This window comes from Streptomyces sp. NPDC059002 (assembly GCF_042740435.1).
Lineage (GTDB): Bacteria > Actinomycetota > Actinomycetes > Streptomycetales > Streptomycetaceae > Streptomyces.
On the sequence record NZ_JBHYJI010000037.1, the window covers coordinates 1 to 17,165 of the forward strand.

Sequence of the window (17,165 nt, forward strand, 5' to 3'; positions counted from 1 at the left end):
CCCCGAAACCGTGGACGTTTCGGGGGCGGCGCTTCCTCATCACTCGCACAGGACAGGAGTTACGACATGACGGACGGCACGCACACGCGCGCACGCACGCGTACCGATACCGGCGCCGATGCGGGCGCCGATACCGGGACCCGTACACCCGTGACGGTCGTCGGGCTCGGCGCGATGGGCGCGGCCCTGGCCGATGCGTACCTCGACGCGGGCCATCCGACGACCGTGTGGAACCGCAGCGCGGGGAAGGCGGCACCGCTCGTCGCCAAGGGCGCGACGCACGCGGCGGAGATCGGGGACGCGGTCGCCGCGAGCCCGCTGGTCATCACCTGTCTGACCACGTACGAGGCCACGCGCGAGGCGCTGGAGCCGGCCGCCGAGGCGCTCGCGGGACGCACGCTGGTCACCCTGAACTCGGGCACCCCGGCGGGGGCCCGCACGATGGCGGCCTGGGCGGCGGACCGAGGGGCGCGATTCCTCGACGGCGCGGTCAAGAACGTGCCCGTGGCCGTGGGCAAGCCGGACACGCTGCTCTACTACGGCGGCGACCGCGCGACCTTCGACGCGTACGCGGACACCTTGCGGGTCCTCGGCGGCGACACCGTGCACCTGGGCACCGACCCCGATCTCGCCGCCCTCTACGAATCGGCCGTGGGCGCCACCCTGCTGCCCGCCCTGGTCGGCTTCTTCCAGGGGGCCGCGCTGGTGCAGGCGCGCGGCCTGCCGGTGAGTTCGATGGTGCGCTACGAGGTGAAGTGGCTGGAGATGATCGGCTCCATCCTGCCGACGCTCGCGGCGGAGATCGACTCCGGCGACTACACCAGGCCCGGCTCCTCCGTCGGCGTGTTCCATGAGGCGATCGGTTACGAGAAGGAGCTGGGTGAGGAGGGGAACGTCGACGGCTCCTGGATCGAACCCCTGAATGAGCTGGTCCGCCGCGCGGTCGAGCAAGGACATCGCGAGCACAGCATCTCGTCGCTGATCGAGGTGCTGAAGCGGGCGTGAACTCCCGTCACCTAGGGGCTCATTGAGGGTCGAGTCGGGGTGGTCCCGGATCTCCCGGACGTGCCGCTCGGGCCACTCTTGAAGGGCACGAGCGGGATGCGCCCGGCCGTGCGGCGGAGTAGACCGGCGGCTGGGAGGGGGCAAGGTCATGCGGCGTGGAACCCTCGTGCGCGCGGCCGACGCGGCCGTCTCGCTGAACGTCTTCGCGCTGACCGGTATCGCCACGGTCCTCGTCACCCGCGCCTTCCTCGCCCAGACCGGCTATCCCAAGCTCGGCGGGGGCGGCGGCAGCCGGCTGCACATCGCGCACATGCTGTGGGGCGGGCTGCTGATGATGGCGGCGATCCTGCTCGCGCTCGCCTTCCTCGGGCGCGCCGCCCGTCTGACGAGTGCCTTCGTCGGCGGCATCGGCTTCGGGCTCTTCATAGACGAGATCGGCAAACAGATCACGGACGAGCCGGGGTACTTCTACCAACCGGCCGCGGGGATCATCTACTTGAGCTTCGCCCTGCTGCTCCTGCTCACGCATCTCATACGCCGCCGCACCGCGGACGCCGCGGCCCTCGGCGCGCGGCAGCGCACGGCGAACGCCGCGGACCTCGCCCTCGCCGGGGTCACCGGTGGACTCACGGCCGACCAGCGCCGGGCGGCGATACGCCTCGTGGAGGGCTCGGACCGCGAGGTGGACGCCGCGCTGCTCCGGCTGCTCGCCGCCGTCCCCGAGCGCCCCTCTCCGCCGCCCGCGTGGTGGCGGGACTGGGCGGCGGGCGCGGGCCGTGCGCTGCGGTGGCTGGCAAGGACCCGGCTGGTGTGCGGCATCGCCGTGTTCTGTCTGCTGACCGAGGCGCTGCTGTTCGCCGTCTGGATGTCCTTCGACCTCTTCGCGGGACAGCTGGCGCACGAACCGCAGCCGGGCGCCAATCTGGCCGTCGCGCTCACCGAGGTCGCGTCGGCGGCCCTGGGCGTGGCCGGGCTGATACGCCTGCGCGGGGACCGGACGGCGGCCCTGCGGCTGTTCAGGGCGGCCCTGCTCGTGGACATCCTGGTCGGCCAGATATTCAAGTTCACGATGGACCAGTTCGCGGCGGTCGTCGAGCTGGGCGTTGACCTGGGGCTGCTCTGGGTGGTCTCCGCGTTCCTCGCCGCTCAGCGTGCCCCGGCGGCGGGCGTGGCGACGGGCGTGGCGACAGGTGCGGCGGCGGGCGTGGCGGCGGACTCCTCCTCGGCGGCGCGTGCGTCGTAGTCGGCGCGGGCCGCGGCGATCTCGTTCTGGTGCTCCTCGGTCCAGGAGACGAGCGTCCGGATGGTGTGGTGCAAGGTGCCGCCGAGCGGGGTGAGTTCGTACTCGACGCGGGGCGGCACGACGGGGTGCACGGTGCGCTTCACCAGGCCGTCGCGCTCCAGCTGCCGCAGGGTGACCGTCAGCATGCGCTGGCTGATCCCGTCGATCTCGCGCCGCAGCTCCGTGAAGCGCAGGCGGCGGCGGTCCAGGAGCGCGATGACGAGCAGCGACCACTTGTCGGCGACCCGGTCGAGGATCTGCCGCACCTGGCAGTCCTCGCGGGTGTCCCACTGGAAGGGGTCGGCGTCCCCGTAGTCCACGGTGCCTTCGCAGTTACTCGGTGACTTCAAAGTGCCTTCTTCCATGCCTGTTGATGGTGCCGCAGGATTCCATTGGTTACAAGAGGGAACCGACCCTCGGGCGAGTAACCACCTCTGGCCACAAAGGAGTTCGATCATGGGTGCACGCGCCTGGGCGCTGCTGCTCGTCCTCTGCGGGACGATCTTCCTGGAGGGCATCGACATCGCCATGGTCGCGATCGCGATCCCCTCGATCAGGTCGGACCTGGGTCTTTCGACCGGCATGGCGGCCTGGGTCGTCAGCGCCTACGTCCTCGGGTACGCGGGCTTCACCCTGCTCGGCGGCAGGGCGGCGGATCTGCTCGGCAGGCGGCGGATGTTCCTCACCTGGCTCGGGGTCTTCATGGTCTTCTCGGGGCTCGGCGGCTTCGCGACCGAGGGGTGGATGCTGGTCGTCGCGCGGTTCGTCACCGGGGTGGCCGCGGCGTTCATGACGCCCGCCGCGATGTCGATCATCACCACCTCGTACGCGGAGGGGCCCGAGCGGAACAAGGCGCTGCTGGTCTTCGCCGGGACGTCGGCGGGCGGCTTCTCGCTCGGCCTGGTCGTCGGCGGGCTGCTCACCGAGATCGGCTGGCAGTGGGTGTTCTTCACGCCGGTGTTCTTCGCGGCCGCGGTCCTCGCGGCGGCGCTCCGGCTCATCCCGGCGGAGCGGGAGCGTGCCGGTACGGGCCGGGCGCGGCGGTTCGATCTGCCGGGGGCCGCGGCGGCGGCCGGGGCGATGCTGCTGCTCGCGTTCGGCATCGTGCGGCTCGAACACGGCGTCGCGGACTGGCCGTTGACGGTCGCCGCGGCGGTCGCGGGGCTGCTGCTCGTCGGGACCTTCGTGCGGATCGAGCGGCGTACGGCGGATCCGCTGGTGCGGCTCGGGATCTTCCGTACGGGGTCGGTGGTGCGGGCCGGGCTCGGGGCGCTGCTCTACCTCGGGGCCTTCATGGGCTTCCAGTTCGTCCTGACGCTCTACCTCCAGGACCTGCGCGGCTGGTCGTCCTGGCAGACCGCCGTCGCGATGATCGTCCTCGGCTGCGACGTGATCCTCTCGCCGACGCTCACGCCACGCCTGGTCAGCCGGTTCGGCAACGCGCGCGTGATTTTGGGCGGCTTCCTCGTGGCCGCGGTGGGGTACGGCCTCTTCCTGCCGGTCGGCGCGGACTGGCCGTACGCCGCGATGTTCCCGACCCTGCTGCTCGCGGGCACCGGCTTCGCGCTCACGCTCGGGCCGCAGATGATCGCGGCGACGGACGGCGTCGCCGAGCGCGAGCAGGGTCTGGCGAGCGGACTGCTGCAGACCGCCACGCAGTTCGGCGCGGCGATCGGCATATCGGCCGTGACGGCGGTGTACGGCCTGGTCTCGGCGGGCTCGCATGGGGGCTCGCACGCGGGCCCGGGTGCTGCCGGTGCCGGTGCCGGTGCCGGTGCCGGTGCGGCTGGCGGGGCGGACCTGGCGGCGTTCCGTTGGGCGCTGGTGGTGCCGGTGGTCATGGCGGTCCTGGGCACGGTCGTCGCGGCGGTCGGTGTGCGCGGGAGCCGGGGCGGAGGGCGGGGCGAGGGTGGCGGCAGGACCCGGACGGTCGCGGGCAGGACCCGGAGGTCCGAGGGCAGCGCTCAGACCGTCGCGGGCAGTGCTCAGACCGCCGTCCTGAGCGACCCGGAGTCCGACCGGCGCGCGGTCAGGGAGGCCCGGTAGCCGCTCGGCGCGATGCCCCGGATCCGCTTGAAGGCGTCGCTGAAGCCGAACCCGTCGGCGTACCCCACCTGCCCCGCCACGGCGGCGACCGTCGCGCCCGGCTCGGCGAGCAGTTCGGCGGCGAGCGTCATCCGCCACTCGGTGAGGTAGGCCATCGGGGGCTTGCCGACCAGCTCGCTGAAGCACTTGGCGAACGCCGCGCGCGACACCCCGGCGTGCGCGGCGAGCGCCGCCACCGTCCAGGGCCTGGCCGGCTCGTCGTGCAGGGCGCGCAGGGCGGGGCCGACCACGTCGTCGCCGAGCGCGCGGTACCAGGCGGGCGGGCAGGACTCCGGCAGGTCGAACCACTCGCGCAGGGTGCAGGCCAGCATCCAGTCGAGCATGCGGTCCATCACGTACTGGCGGCCCGGCCGGTCGGCGGCCACCTCGGCGGCGATCAGCTCCACGATCGGCAGGCACTCCTCGTCGGACGGCACGACGAGCAGCGGCGGCAGGGCGCTGATCAGCCGCCGTCCGACGGAGCTGTCCAACTGATAGGCACCGGTGACCAGTTCACACTCCCCGGCACTCGCACCCGCACTCGCACTCGCACCCGAACCCACGCCCGCACCCGAGCCCACGCCCGCACCCGAGCCCACGCCCGCACCCGAGCCCACGCCCGCCCCCGCGCCGGGCTCCGCGGCAGTCAGCGTGAACGGCTCCGTCGTACAGACGACCGCGGTACCGCCCTCGTACAGGGTCCGTGGCTCGCCCGGTACCGCGGTGATCCGCGCCGCACCGCGCACCACCGTGATCAGTTCGAGCGCCGCGCCATCGGTGCACGTCATCTCCCACGGGCCCGCCAGGACGGCACGGTCGAACCGCGCGCCGTCCGCGCGCACCCCTCGCAGCAGATCACCCAGAGCGTCCATGCCTCCACGGTAGACGCACACCCATCCATGGGAGACAGCTGCCCATGTCCCCGCTGCGGCCAAGGCAGTTGGCTTGACCCATGACGAACACCGAGCAGAACACCACGACCCCCACCCCCGACACCGCCCCCTTCCTCGTCCTCGGCGCGACCGGCAAGACGGGCCGCCGCGTGGTGGCCGGGCTGCGCGAGGCGGGCCACACCGTCCGCGCCGCGTCGCGCAGCGCCGACACCCGCTTCGACTGGGCCGACCGCGCCACCTGGGGCCCCGCTCTTGAGGGTGTGCGGGCCCTCTACCTGGTCGCCCCGAACGACCCCGAGCCGATCGCCGACTTCGTCGCGCAGGCGAAGGCGGCGGGCGTGCGCCGCTTCGTGGTCCTTTCGGGCCGCGGCATCGAGGTGTACGGCGAGTCGTTCGAGCCGGGCATGGCGGAGGCGGAACGCGCGGTGCGCGAGGCGGGGGTCGACTGGACCTTCATCCGCCCCAACAACTTCTCGCAGAACTTCGACGAGGACATGTTCCACGCGCCGCTGCTCGCCGGGCGCCTCGCCCTGCCCGTCGGCGATGTGCCGGAGCCGTTCATCGACGTGGCGGACATCGCCGACGTGGTGGTCGCGCTCCTCACCGAGGAGGGTCACACCCACCGTACGTACGAGCTCACGGGCCCGCGCGCCCTCTCCTTCGGCGACGCGGTCGCGGAGATCGCCGCGGCGTCGGGGCGCCCGATGCGCTTCGAGCACCTCACGGGGGACCAGTACGTGGCCGAACTCCTCGCGGAAGGAGTCCCCGAGTCCGTCGCCCGCGCCCTGGCCGACGTCTTCGTCTTCCTCTCCACGGGCCACAACTCATCCACCACAACGGCGGTCAGCGACATCCTGGGCCGAGAGCCGCGCGACTTCTCCACCTACGTCAAGTCCCGCGCGGAGGCAGGCGCCTGGGCCTGACGAGCCCCGAAGGGGCGCGGGAAACTGCGCGCCCAGCCACAACGAGCCCGCAGCAGAAGACGTCAGACGGCAGGCTCCCGCTCACCCCGGTCCGAGGCGGACGCCCGCGCAGCGCCCCCCTTGGCCGCAGCCACCCGCACCGCGTTGCGCCGCGCGACGCGCAACGCGTCCCACGTCAGCAGCGAGAGCGCGAGCCACACCAGCGCGAAGCCCGCCCACCGCTCGGCCGGCATCGCCTCGTGGAAGTACAGGATCCCGAGCAGGAACTGGAACACGGGCGCGAGGTACTGCAGCAGCCCCAGCGTGGAGAGCGGCACCCGGATCGCCGCGGCCCCGAAGCAGACGAGGGGAGCGGCGGTCACCACGCCGGTGGCGGCGAGCAGCGCCGCGTGCCCGACGCCCTCCGTCCCGAACGTCATGTCGCCCTGCGTGCCGATCCACACCAGATAGCCGACGGCGGGCAGGAACTGCACGGCGGTCTCGGCGGCAAGGGACTCCAGGCCGCCGAGGTTGACCTTCTTCTTGACCAGGCCGTACGTCGCGAAGGAGAACGCGAGGACGAGCGAGATCCAGGGCGGGCGGCCGTAGCCGAAGGCGAGCACCAGGACCGCGGCGAGCCCGACGCCGACCGCCGCCCACTGCACGGGCCGCAGCCGCTCGCCGAGCAGCAGGACGCCCATGGCGATGGTGACGAGGGGGTTGATGAAGTAGCCGAGCGAGGCCTCCACGACGTGGCCGGAGTTCACGGACCAGATGTAGACGCCCCAGTTGACGGTGATGACCGCCGCGGCGAGCGCCACCAGGCCCAGCCTGCGCGGCTGCCGGATCAGCTCGCCCGCCCAGGCCCAGCGCCGTACGAAGAGCAGCGCGATGCCGACCACGACGAGCGACCAGGCCATCCGGTGGGCGAGGATCTCGGCGGCACCGGCCGGTTTGAGCAGCGGCCAGAAAAGGGGAACCAGGCCCCACATTCCGTACGCGGCGAAGCCGTTCAGCAGCCCGATCCGCTGCTCGCTCCCCGACTGCCCGGCTGCTCCGCTGTTCACGGCCCCTCCTCGGTGCTCGGCAGCCCCACGCTGCCCACTGAAGGTAGCGCCGGGAGCCCTCACCTGTCATGCCCGTATCGACGAGACGCTCATGACACGGTGGAGCCCGCCCCGCGTCAGCCCTTGAGCGCGCCGGACACGGCGTCGGCGAGCGGCGTGGTGGGCCGCCCGATCAGCCGCGCCAGGTCCCCGCTCGTCCCGGCGAGGCGCCCCCGCCCGATGGCCGCGTCCACGTCGACGAGGATCGCCGCCATCGGCTCCGGCACCCCCGCGCCGGTCAGCACCGCGAGGTGCTGCTCGGCGGGGACGTTCGCGTACGAGATGTCCTTGCCGCTGCGGGCCGCGACCTCGGCGGCGTACTCGGCGAGGCTCCACGCCACGTCGCCGCTCAGTTCGTAGGCCTTGCCCTCGTGGCCCTCGCCGGTCAGCACGGCGACGGCGGCCGCGGCGTAGTCGGCGCGGGAGGCGGAGGCGATGCGGCCGTCGCCCGCGGAGCCGACGACGGCGCCGTGCTCCAGGACGGGGGCGAGGTGCTCCGTGTAGTTCTCGTGGTACCAGCCGTTGCGCAGGAAGGTGTGCGGCAGGCCGGAGTCGAGGATGAGCCGCTCGGTCTCCTTGTGCTCGGCGGCCAGGTCGAAGTCGGCGTCGGGGCCGCCGAGGATCCCCGTGTACGCGAGGAGCGCGACGCCCGCCGCGCGCGCGGCGTCGATCACGGCGCGGTGCTGCGGGACGCGGCGGCCGACCTCGCTGCCGGAGATCAGCAGGACGCGGTCGCCCGCGGCGAAGGCGCCGCGCAGCGTCTCGGGGGCGCTGTAGTCGGCGACGCGCAGTTCGATGCCGCGCGCGGCGAGGTCGGCGGCCTTGTTCTTGTCGCGGACGACGGCCGCGATCTGCTCCGCGGGGACCTGGGCGGCGAGCAGACCTTCGACGACGAGGCGGCCGAGGTGTCCGGTGGCTCCGGTGACGACGATGCTCATGACTGAAATCTCCTGTTTCGACCGGCGAAGTTCGGTATGGCACTCACCCTAGCTCCGGCACTAACTATTCGTAAGTACCCACTTTGAAGTAAGGTACTTGCATGGCTGTAAGTAACGAGGCGGGCCGCGGCAGCGAGGCGATGTGCCCCTACCGACTGGTCCTGGAGCACGTCACCAGCCGCTGGGGCGTCCTCATCCTGATCGCGCTCGAAGAGCGCTCGTACCGCTTCAGCGAGCTGCGCCGCGCGATCAGCGACATCAGCAGGGTCAGCGAGAAGTCGCTGACCCAGACCCTGCAGACCCTGGAGCGCGACGGCCTGGTGCACCGTGACGCCAAGCCGGTCATCCCGCCCCGCGTCGACTACTCCCTCACGGAGCTCGGCCGCGAGGCCGCCGTCCAGGTCAGGACCCTCGCGACCTGGACGGAGCGGCGCATGGACGAGGTGCAGAAGGCCCGCCGGGCGTACGACGAAGCCCGGTCCTGACGGATCAGGACCGGGCTTCGCGCACAGCGGTTCGGGCTAGCCGACGACCGTCCAGGTGTCGCCGCCCGCGAGCAGCGCGGCGAGGTCGCCCTTGCCGTTCTGCTCGATGGCGCTGTCGAGCTGGTCGGCCATGAGCGTGTCGTACACCGGGCGCTCGACGTCGCGGAAAACGCCGATCGGCGTGTGGTGCAGGGTGTCCGGGTCGGCGAGCCGGGAGAGCGCGAACGCCGTCGTCGGCGACGTGGAGTGCGCGTCGTGGACGAGGATGTCGCCCTCGTTCTCCGGGGTGACGGCGACGACCTTCAGGTCACCGGTCACCGCGTCGCGGACCACGCCCTTGGTGTTGTCGGCGCCGAAGCGGATCGGCTGCCCGTGCTCCAGGCGGATCACCGCCTCCTCGGCCTGCTGCTTGTCCTTGAGGACCTCGAAGGCGCCGTCGTTGAAGATGTTGCAGTTCTGGTAGATCTCCACCAGTGCGGTGCCGGGGTGCTCGGCGGCCTCGCGGAGCACCTGCGTGAGGTGCTTGCGATCGGAGTCGACCGTCCGTGCCACGAAGGACGCCTCGGCGCCGATCGCCAGCGAGACCGGGTTGAAGGGCGCGTCGAGCGAACCCATCGGCGTCGACTTGGTGATCTTGCCGACCTCGGACGTCGGCGAGTACTGGCCCTTGGTGAGGCCGTAGATCCGGTTGTTGAAGAGCAGGATCTTCAGGTTCACATTGCGGCGGAGGGCGTGGATGAGGTGGTTGCCGCCGATGGACAGCGCGTCGCCGTCACCGGTGACCACCCAGACGCTCAAGTCCCGCCGCGATGAGGCGAGTCCGGTGGCGATCGCCGGGGCGCGGCCGTGGATGGAGTGCATCCCGTACGTGTTCATGTAGTACGGGAACCGGGAGCTGCACCCGATGCCCGAGACGAAGACGATGTTCTCCTTCGCCAGACCCAGTTCGGGCATGAAGCCCTGCACGGCGGCCAGTACGGCGTAGTCGCCGCAGCCGGGGCACCAGCGCACCTCCTGGTCGGACTTGAAGTCCTTCATGGACTGCTTGGCCTCGGCCTTGGGCACCAGGGAAAGCGCTTCGATCGTGCTCCCGGTCCCCTCCGACTCGGCCGTCTTCGTGTCAGCCATCGATGGCCTCCTTGAGAGCCGTGGCAAGCTGCTCGGCCTTGAACGGCATTCCGTTCACCTGGTTGTACGAGACCGCGTCCACCAGGAACTCGGCGCGGACGAGGGTGGCGAGCTGACCGAGGTTCATCTCGGGAATCACCACCTTGTCGTAACGCTTGAGTACCTCCCCCAGATTCCGCGGGAACGGGTTGAGGTGGCGCAGATGGGCCTGCGCGATGGGCTCGCCCGCCGCGCGCAGCCTGCGGACCGCCGCGGTGATCGGGCCGTACGTCGAACCCCAGCCGAGCACAAGGGTCTTGGCGTCGCCGCCCGCGTCGTCGACCGCCAGGTCGGGGACCTCGATGCCGTCGATCTTGGCCTGGCGGGTGCGGACCATGAAGTCGTGGTTGGCCGGGTCGTACGAGATGTTGCCCGTGCCGTCCTGCTTCTCGATGCCGCCGATGCGGTGCTCAAGACCCGGCGTGCCCGGGATCGCCCAGGGACGGGCAAGGGTCTGCGGGTCGCGCTTGTAGGGCCAGAACACCTCGGTGCCGTCGTCCTCGGTGTGGTTGGGGCCCGAGGCGAACTGGACGCGCAGGTCCGGGAGTTCGTCGACGTCGGGGATGCGCCACGGCTCCGAGCCGTTGGCCAGATAGCCGTCGGAGAGCAGGAAGACCGGGGTGCGGTAGGTGACGGCGATCCTGGCCGCCTCGAGGGCCGCGTCGAAGCAGTCGGCGGGCGTCTTCGGCGCCACGATCGGCACCGGGGCCTCGCCGTTGCGGCCGTACATCGCCTGCAGCAGGTCGGCCTGCTCGGTCTTGGTCGGCAGGCCCGTGCTCGGACCGCCGCGCTGGATGTCCACGATCAGCAGCGGCAGTTCGAGGGAGACGGCGAGGCCGATGGTCTCCGACTTCAGCGCGACACCGGGCCCTGAGGTGGTGGTGACCGCGAGCGAACCGCCGAAGGCCGCGCCGAGCGCCGCGCCGATGCCCGCGATCTCGTCCTCGGCCTGGAAGGTGCGCACGCCGAAGTTCTTGTGCTTGGACAGCTCGTGCAGGATGTCCGAGGCCGGCGTGATCGGGTACGAGCCCAGGTACAGCGGCAGATCGGCCTGGCGGCCCGCCGCGATCAGGCCGTACGACAGGGCGAGGTTCCCGGAGATGTTGCGGTACGTGCCGGTCGGGAACGCCTGCGACGCCGGGGCGACCTCGTAGGAGACCGCGAAGTCCTCGGTGGTCTCGCCGAAGTTCCACCCCGCGTGGAACGCCGCGATGTTGGCCTCGGCGATGTCCGGCTTCTTGGCGAACTTGGTCCGCAGGAACTTCTCGGTGCCCTCGGTCGGCCGGTGGTACATCCACGACAGGAGGCCGAGCGCGAACATGTTCTTCGAGCGGCCCGCGTCCTTGCGCGAGAGGTCGAAGTCCTTCAGCGCCTCCACCGTCAGCGTGGTCAGCGGCACCGGGTGCACGCTGTAGCCGTCCAGGGAGCCGTCCTCCAGCGGCGAGACCTCGTAACCGACCTTCTGCATCGCCCGTTTGGAGAACTCGTCGGTGTTGACGATGATCTCCGCGCCGCGCGGCACGTCGGCGATGTTGGCCTTCAGCGCCGCCGGGTTCATGGCCACCAGCACGTTCGGGGCGTCGCCCGGCGTGAGGATGTCGTGGTCGGCGAAGTGGAGTTGGAAGGAGGAGACACCCGGGAGTGTTCCGGCGGGTGCGCGGATCTCGGCGGGGAAGTTCGGCAGCGTCGACAGGTCGTTGCCGAAGGACGCCGTCTCGGAAGTGAACCGGTCGCCGGTGAGCTGCATGCCGTCGCCTGAGTCACCCGCGAAGCGGATGATCACGCGGTCCAGGCGGCGTACATCCTTCTCACCAGCGTGCTTGCGTTGCTCTCCGACGACTGCCCCGTCGGCCTGCTCGGCTGGGCTACTGACCTGGCTGGTCACTGAACTGGACCTCCCTCGAGGCGGCTGAGCGGAAACGCCAGGACGGCTGACGCCTCCAAGGTCCACCCTACGTCTGTAAGGGTCGCCTTCCTCGGGTAGCTCGCATGATGGACGTGCTTTTGAGACGCCCTTACGTACGGACTTGTCATGGTTTGCCTCGCCCCCCGGCCCTTCATAGATGACGCTCCCCGCTCATCCTTTGGTTCTAGGACTCTTGGCTCGATGACTCTCGACTCGGTGGCTCTCGGTGGCTCCCGCCGCGACTCCCGATGTCCTGGCGAAAGGACTTTCTGCGACTTTCCTTGCGGCGCTCTAGTGGATCCCTAGTGGCTGCCTGAGGGCGGCCTGCCCGCGACGACATCTGACAGGGTGTCAGGTCCTCATGAGTTGAGGTAGGTGAGCACCGCGAGCACCCGGCGGTGATCCCCGTCACTCTGGGACAGGCCGAGCTTCAGGAAGATGTTGCTGACGTGCTTCTCGACGGCGCCGTCGCTCACCACGAGCTGGCGGGCGACCGCGGAGTTCGTCCGACCCTCGGCCATCAGACCGAGTACCTCGCGCTCGCGCGGAGTAAGCCCCGCGAGGACATCCTGCTTACGGCTGCGGCCGAGCAGCTGCGCCACGACCTCCGGGTCGAGCGCCGTGCCGCCGTCGGCCACCCGCACCACGGCGTCGACGAACTCCCGCACCTCGGCGACCCGGTCCTTGAGCAGATAGCCCACACCCCGGCTCGACCCGGCGAGCAGCTCGGTGGCGTACTGCTCCTCGACGTACTGCGACAGCACGAGCACACCGAGGCCCGGGTGCTGGGCCCGCAGATACACCGCGGCGCGCACCCCCTCGTCGGTGTGCGTCGGCGGCATCCGTACGTCGGCGACGACCACGTCCGGCAGCGCGTCCTGCGCCGCGAGCTCCGTGATCGTCTTGATCAGCGCGTCGGCGTCACCCACACCGGCGACCACGTCATGCCCGCGGTCGGTCAGCAACCGGGTCAGGCCCTCCCTGAGCAGCACTGAATCCTCGGCGATGACCACCCGCACTTTGTCCTCCACTGTTTCGGCCCCCCGGCGTGCTTGTCTGGCCCGGTCGGCCGACGACCATCGCGTCGGCCGGACACCCGGCACCTCAGTATCGCGCGATCTGCGGTGCCCTACCGGCCCTGTGGACAGACTGCTCGGCCCTCTTCCGTCCGGGCCGGGGTGAAGGAGGCGTCTTCCAGCCGCATGCTCAGGGCCCGCTTCGTCCCGGGGTCCCAGAGTGAGATGCGGTCGCCGTCGGGGCCGAAGGTGACCAGGGGGCGGGTGGTGGGCAGGGGGCCGCCGTAGACGGGCGGCGCCTTGGTGGTGGGGTGGGCGCAGACGAAGTGGGCCTCGATCCCGTAGAAGGGGACGGGGGTAGCGCCTGCGGCGAGCGCGCGCCGGTCCTGTGCGGCCTTGACGTCGGCCAGGTCCAGGGCCGCGTACGTCTGGAGGGCTGCGCCGATGGTGCCCAGGAGCAGCCCCGCGGCCATGGCGAGGCCCAGGGAGAGCCCGGTCCGTGCGAGGGAGCGGTGCAGCAGCCCTCCCACGCCGATGCCCGTGCCCAGTCCGAGCAGCGCGCCCAGGGCGACGAACACCCCGGCTTCAAGGGAATCGGCCCAGCTCGTGGCGGCGGCGCCCGGCAGCCCGAACGCGGAGACGTACGCGTCCTGTGTGACGCCGCCGATCTGCGGCAGGCTCGCGATGAGGGCGGGCACGGCCAACGGCACGAGCCAGGGCAGGACTTGACGCAGCGCGCCGGAGTAACGGGACGCGTGCTGCAGCCCCATGGTCGTGACCACCGACATCGACAGGCTGATGACGACGAGGACTCCGTAGCCCGTCGCGGTCAGCCACAACGGGGGCTGATCCCGCAGGAGATCGCGCCCGTAGGAGATGCCGGCCCAGAGCGCGACCTCCAGGAGGAGCCCCAGGCCGATGATGCGCAGGAACCGCGAGATGGCCGCGTCGGACGTCACGCGGTGCAGCCGGTGCGTGGCGGGGTCGAGCCGCTGGGTGCCGAGCGTGGCGGACAGCTCGGTGGTGTCGGGTTCGCCCTCGTCGTTCTTCGGCATCCCGAGGAAGTGCTCGGGCCACTTCGAGCGGCTGCCCGTGAGATCCAGGACGCGGTCGAACCACGGGGTGTGGACCGGCACGACCTCCCAGTACCGGTGGGCGATCGGCACGGGCTCCCGCTCGACGAGCGCCGCCTCCCGCACCCGCAGCGGCAGCCCCGCCCGCCGTGCCACCCGGTCCACCTCGTACGCGGCGTGCGCCGCCACTCCCCGCCGCGAGCCGAGCAGCCGTACTTCGACGACCCGGGCGACGTACGACGGAGTGATGGCATCCGGCACGTACTCACCGGACTTCGGCTCCCGCACCGGCCAGCCGCACGCGGTCAGCAGCTCCTGCGCCAGGGCGATCTCGTCGGGATCCTCCTGGATCTCCACCAGCACCCGGACCCGGAAGTCGAAGGGCCTGCCGCCCTCCGCCACCTGACTGTCGCCCGGGGGCGCCGCGGGCGGCGGCGTCCGGCCCTCGCGCCGCGCCCGGATCAGGCCCAGAAGACTCTGCTGCATACGGTGCTGCCCCCTGCTCGACGTACGAACTGGGGGCAGCGTGCCAGTGGACCGCGCGGCGGGACCAGAGGCGGTGTGCGGTCAACTCAGCTGTGCCGCCAGGGGAGTTCCGCCGTGATCATCGTCGGGCCGCCCGCGGGCGAGTCGACCACCAGGATTCCGTCGACCGCGTCGAGCCGCTCCGCGAGCCCCGCGAGGCCCGAGCCCGCCGAGACGTCGGCGCCGCCCGTTCCGTTGTCGGTGACCTGGAGCATCAGCCGGTTCTCCGTGCGCCACACGTCGACCGTGCCCTGGCTCGCCCGGCTGTGCTTGCTGATGTTCTGCAGGAGCTCGGAGACCGTGAAGTACGCGATGCCCTCGATGGCGGCCACCGGACGGCTCGACAGATCGACCTCCACCTGGACCGGCACCGTGCAGCGGGCGGCGAGCGCGGAGAGCGCCGCGTCCAGGCCGCGGTCGGTGAGGACCGCGGGGTGGATGCCGCGGGCCAGGTCGCGCAGCTCCTGCAGGGCGACCTTCACCTCGCCGTGCGCCTCGTCCACCATGCGCGCCGCGGCCTCGGGGTCCTCGGCCAGCTTCTCCTTGGCCAGACCCAGGTCCATGGCGAGGGCGACGAGCCGGGCCTGCGCGCCGTCGTGCAGATCGCGCTCGATGCGGCGCAGGTCGGCGGCGGCCGTGTCCACGACGACACCGCGGTCCGACTCCAGCTCGACGACGCGGGTCGCGAGCTGCGAGGGGCCGAGCAGGCCGTGCACCATCACGCGGTCCACGGTCGTCAGGGCCCGCAGGATCCAGGGCGTGGCCAGCGTGACCAGCAGGCCGGTCGCGGCGGTGACGCCGATCTCGAAGGGGTTGTCGAGGTAGATGCTGTGGCCGTTGTCGCCGTAGAGCTGGATGCCGTCCTGCCCGCCGTACATCGGGAAGAGCCAGAACCACAGCGGGTACGTCAGCATCATCCAGCCGTACGACCAGAAGACGACCGCCACGACGAACGAGAACACCGACCACGGCATGAGCAGCAGGCAGTACAGCAGATTCCGCCAGGACGTACCGCTCTTGAGGACGGCGCCGATGTGCGACATCAGGCCGGTCGTGTGCGGGCGCAGCGGCTCGGGCGATGCGATGTCCAGGTGGAGCAGGGCCCGCGCCCTGGTCCGCTCCAGGGCGCCGATGCCGCGGCAGGCGGCCAGCGCGCCCGCCAGGACCGGGATGCCGATGAAGGTGATCAGGAGGCCGGCGCCGAGCGACACCATCGTGATGGCGAAGACGAAGGCGACGATGCCGATCGGCAGGCTCAGCACGGTATAGACGAGCTCCCGCAGGGTGCGGGCCTCGATCGGGGCGCGCAGTCCGGCGGGGATGCGGTGCCGCCGCTTCTCGACGTCGTTCGCCCGGAAGTCCGGCCGGTCCATCTGCGCGTACCCCTGTCCGTATTCCGTGGCCATCGCTGTCGTCCGTTTCTGCTCGGTTGCCGTGCCTCAAGACTCGCCGCTCGGCCGGTCGTGGACCATGGAGTGCGTCGGCGTCTTGAACCGGGGGTTTTCCCTACCCCCGGCGGGGGCCGATCTGCGGCACGGGGTCCGTCGCACGGTCCCGCCAGGGCAGTTCCGCGGTGATCTTCGTGTAGCCGCCCTCCGGAGAGTCGATCACGAAGATCCCGTCGACCGCACCGAGCCGGTCCGCGAGCCCCGCCATGCCGGTGCCCCCGTCGAGCCGCGCCCCGCCCCGCCCGTCGTCCTCCACCTGGATGAGGAGCCGGTCCTCGGAGCGCCACACCTCCACGCTCGCCGTCCTGGCACCGCTGTGCTTGCTGATGTTCTGCAGGAGCTCGGAGACCGTGAAGTACGCGATGCCCTCGATGGCCGCCGCGGGGCGCGCCGGAAGGTCGGCGGTCACCTTCACCGGCACCGTGCAGCGGGCGGCCAGCGAGGACAGCGCGGCGTTCAGACCGCGGTCGGTGAGGACCGCGGGGTGGATGCCGCGGGCCAGGTCACGCAGCTCCTGAAGCGCCAGCTTCACCTCGCCGTGCGCCTCGTCGACCATCAGGGCCGCGGCGTCCGGGTCCTCGAGGAGCTTCTCCTTGGCGAGGCCGAGCCCCATGGCGAGGGCGACGAGGCGGGCCTGCGCGCCGTCGTGCAGATCGCGCTCGATGCGGCGCAGGTCGGCGGCCGCGGTGTCCACGACCACGCCCCGGTCCGACTCCAGTTCGGCGATGCGCCGCTCCAGTTCGTCGGAGGGCGAGAGCAGCCCGCGCACCATCGCCCGGTCGGCGTTGGTCAGGCCGCGCACGATGAACGGCAGCACCGGCCAGGCCACGAAGAGCCCCATCGCGGTGACGCCGAAGGTGAGCACGCCCCAGGGCAGCCGGATGAACGAGTACAGCATGGCGCGCCAGCCCACCGGGTCCTTCAGGCTCGACCACAGCCTGCCGAAGAAGCCCGACGAGCCGATCGCCGGCATCGGGCTCGGCTCGTCGACCCGTACGCCGAGCAGCTTCCTGGCCCGCGCCCGCTCGGCCCTGCCCCACATACGGGCGCCGAGCAGCCCGACCGCCAGCAGCGGAAGGCCGACGACGGTCACCGTCAGGGTGACGCCGATGGACAGCACGGTCACCACGTAGACGAAGCCGACGATTCCCAGCGGCAGGTTCACCAGGAGATACGCGATCTCCTTCCAGGTGTGGCGGCCGTACGCAAAGCGCGCGGGCGGCGGCCGGTCATCGTAAAGAGGCGTGCTGCTTGCGGTCATACGCGCCAGGGTGCCCGGCCCGTCCCCGTATTGCCATGAGGGGGGCCGCCCGGATGGACGGGGGATAACCCCA

15 protein-coding genes are annotated in these 17,165 nt (G+C 71.4%); 5 read left to right on the forward strand and 10 right to left on the reverse strand.

Going from position 1 to position 17,165, the window contains the following annotated elements:
* Window positions 1-174: 174 nt before the first annotated feature.
* Both ACFWZ2_RS28155 and ACFWZ2_RS28160 read left to right on the forward strand, forming a co-directional pair.
* Complete coding sequence (locus ACFWZ2_RS28155; RefSeq protein ID WP_384550473.1) at window positions 175-1,005, forward strand: NAD(P)-dependent oxidoreductase; 831 nt, start codon at window positions 175-177, stop codon at window positions 1,003-1,005.
* A gap of 148 nt (window positions 1,006-1,153) precedes the next feature.
* Window positions 1,154-2,248, forward strand: a complete 1,095-nt coding sequence (locus tag ACFWZ2_RS28160) for a hypothetical protein (protein WP_384550335.1) — start codon at window positions 1,154-1,156, stop codon at window positions 2,246-2,248.
* Here the strand turns inward: ACFWZ2_RS28160 and ACFWZ2_RS28165 are convergent.
* Entirely contained in the window at window positions 2,152-2,652 is a 501-nt protein-coding gene (locus tag ACFWZ2_RS28165) for a winged helix-turn-helix transcriptional regulator (protein WP_384550337.1), read from the reverse strand. The genes ACFWZ2_RS28160 and ACFWZ2_RS28165 overlap by 97 nt on opposite strands.
* Before the next feature lie 91 nt (window positions 2,653-2,743).
* Between ACFWZ2_RS28165 and ACFWZ2_RS28170 the strand changes: the two genes are divergently transcribed.
* The gene (locus tag ACFWZ2_RS28170; protein ID WP_384550339.1) at window positions 2,744-4,333 is read left to right on the forward strand and encodes an MFS transporter; all 1,590 of its coding nucleotides are present in this window, start codon (window positions 2,744-2,746) and stop codon (window positions 4,331-4,333) included.
* On the opposite strand, the gene ACFWZ2_RS28175 is transcribed toward ACFWZ2_RS28170, so the two are convergent.
* Window positions 4,273-5,244: an AraC family transcriptional regulator gene (locus tag ACFWZ2_RS28175; RefSeq protein ID WP_384550341.1), complete on the reverse strand. Its 972-nt coding sequence runs from the start codon at window positions 5,242-5,244 to the stop codon at window positions 4,273-4,275. The genes ACFWZ2_RS28170 and ACFWZ2_RS28175 overlap by 61 nt on opposite strands.
* 80 nt (window positions 5,245-5,324) lie before the next feature.
* On the opposite strand from ACFWZ2_RS28175, the gene ACFWZ2_RS28180 reads away from it, so the two are divergent.
* Entirely contained in the window at window positions 5,325-6,188 is an 864-nt protein-coding gene (locus tag ACFWZ2_RS28180) for an NAD(P)H-binding protein (protein ID WP_384550343.1), read from the forward strand.
* A gap of 62 nt (window positions 6,189-6,250) precedes the next feature.
* Here ACFWZ2_RS28180 and rarD read toward each other — a convergent pair whose 3' ends face one another.
* Both rarD and ACFWZ2_RS28190 read right to left on the reverse strand, forming a co-directional pair.
* Window positions 6,251-7,159 (reverse strand): EamA family transporter RarD, encoded by a 909-nt coding sequence (gene rarD, locus ACFWZ2_RS28185; RefSeq protein ID WP_384550475.1) that lies wholly within the window; start codon window positions 7,157-7,159, stop codon window positions 6,251-6,253.
* 191 nt (window positions 7,160-7,350) lie between these two features.
* Entirely contained in the window at window positions 7,351-8,211 is an 861-nt protein-coding gene (locus ACFWZ2_RS28190; protein WP_384550345.1) for an SDR family oxidoreductase, read from the reverse strand.
* 101 nt (window positions 8,212-8,312) lie between these two features.
* Here ACFWZ2_RS28190 and ACFWZ2_RS28195 point away from each other — a divergent pair, with 101 nt between their 5' ends.
* Entirely contained in the window at window positions 8,313-8,696 is a 384-nt protein-coding gene (locus ACFWZ2_RS28195; RefSeq protein ID WP_384550347.1) for a winged helix-turn-helix transcriptional regulator, read from the forward strand.
* Window positions 8,697-8,732: 36 nt separating this feature from the next.
* Here ACFWZ2_RS28195 and ACFWZ2_RS28200 read toward each other — a convergent pair whose 3' ends face one another.
* From ACFWZ2_RS28200 to ACFWZ2_RS28225, 6 genes are all read right to left on the reverse strand, one after another.
* Complete coding sequence (locus ACFWZ2_RS28200; RefSeq protein ID WP_384550349.1) at window positions 8,733-9,824, reverse strand: 2-oxoacid:ferredoxin oxidoreductase subunit beta; 1,092 nt, start codon at window positions 9,822-9,824, stop codon at window positions 8,733-8,735.
* Window positions 9,817-11,748 (reverse strand): 2-oxoacid:acceptor oxidoreductase subunit alpha, encoded by a 1,932-nt coding sequence (locus ACFWZ2_RS28205; protein ID WP_384550351.1) that lies wholly within the window; start codon window positions 11,746-11,748, stop codon window positions 9,817-9,819. The genes ACFWZ2_RS28200 and ACFWZ2_RS28205 overlap by 8 nt, the downstream gene beginning before the upstream one ends.
* Before the next feature lie 380 nt (window positions 11,749-12,128).
* Complete coding sequence (locus tag ACFWZ2_RS28210; protein ID WP_384550477.1) at window positions 12,129-12,788, reverse strand: LuxR C-terminal-related transcriptional regulator; 660 nt, start codon at window positions 12,786-12,788, stop codon at window positions 12,129-12,131.
* A gap of 110 nt (window positions 12,789-12,898) precedes the next feature.
* Complete coding sequence (locus tag ACFWZ2_RS28215) at window positions 12,899-14,344, reverse strand: hypothetical protein (protein ID WP_384550353.1); 1,446 nt, start codon at window positions 14,342-14,344, stop codon at window positions 12,899-12,901.
* 86 nt (window positions 14,345-14,430) lie between these two features.
* The gene (locus ACFWZ2_RS28220) at window positions 14,431-15,789 is read right to left on the reverse strand and encodes a sensor histidine kinase (protein ID WP_384550355.1); all 1,359 of its coding nucleotides are present in this window, start codon (window positions 15,787-15,789) and stop codon (window positions 14,431-14,433) included.
* Between the two features lie 100 nt (window positions 15,790-15,889).
* Window positions 15,890-17,092 (reverse strand): sensor histidine kinase, encoded by a 1,203-nt coding sequence (locus tag ACFWZ2_RS28225; protein ID WP_384550357.1) that lies wholly within the window; start codon window positions 17,090-17,092, stop codon window positions 15,890-15,892.
* Window positions 17,093-17,165 lie beyond the last annotated feature (73 nt).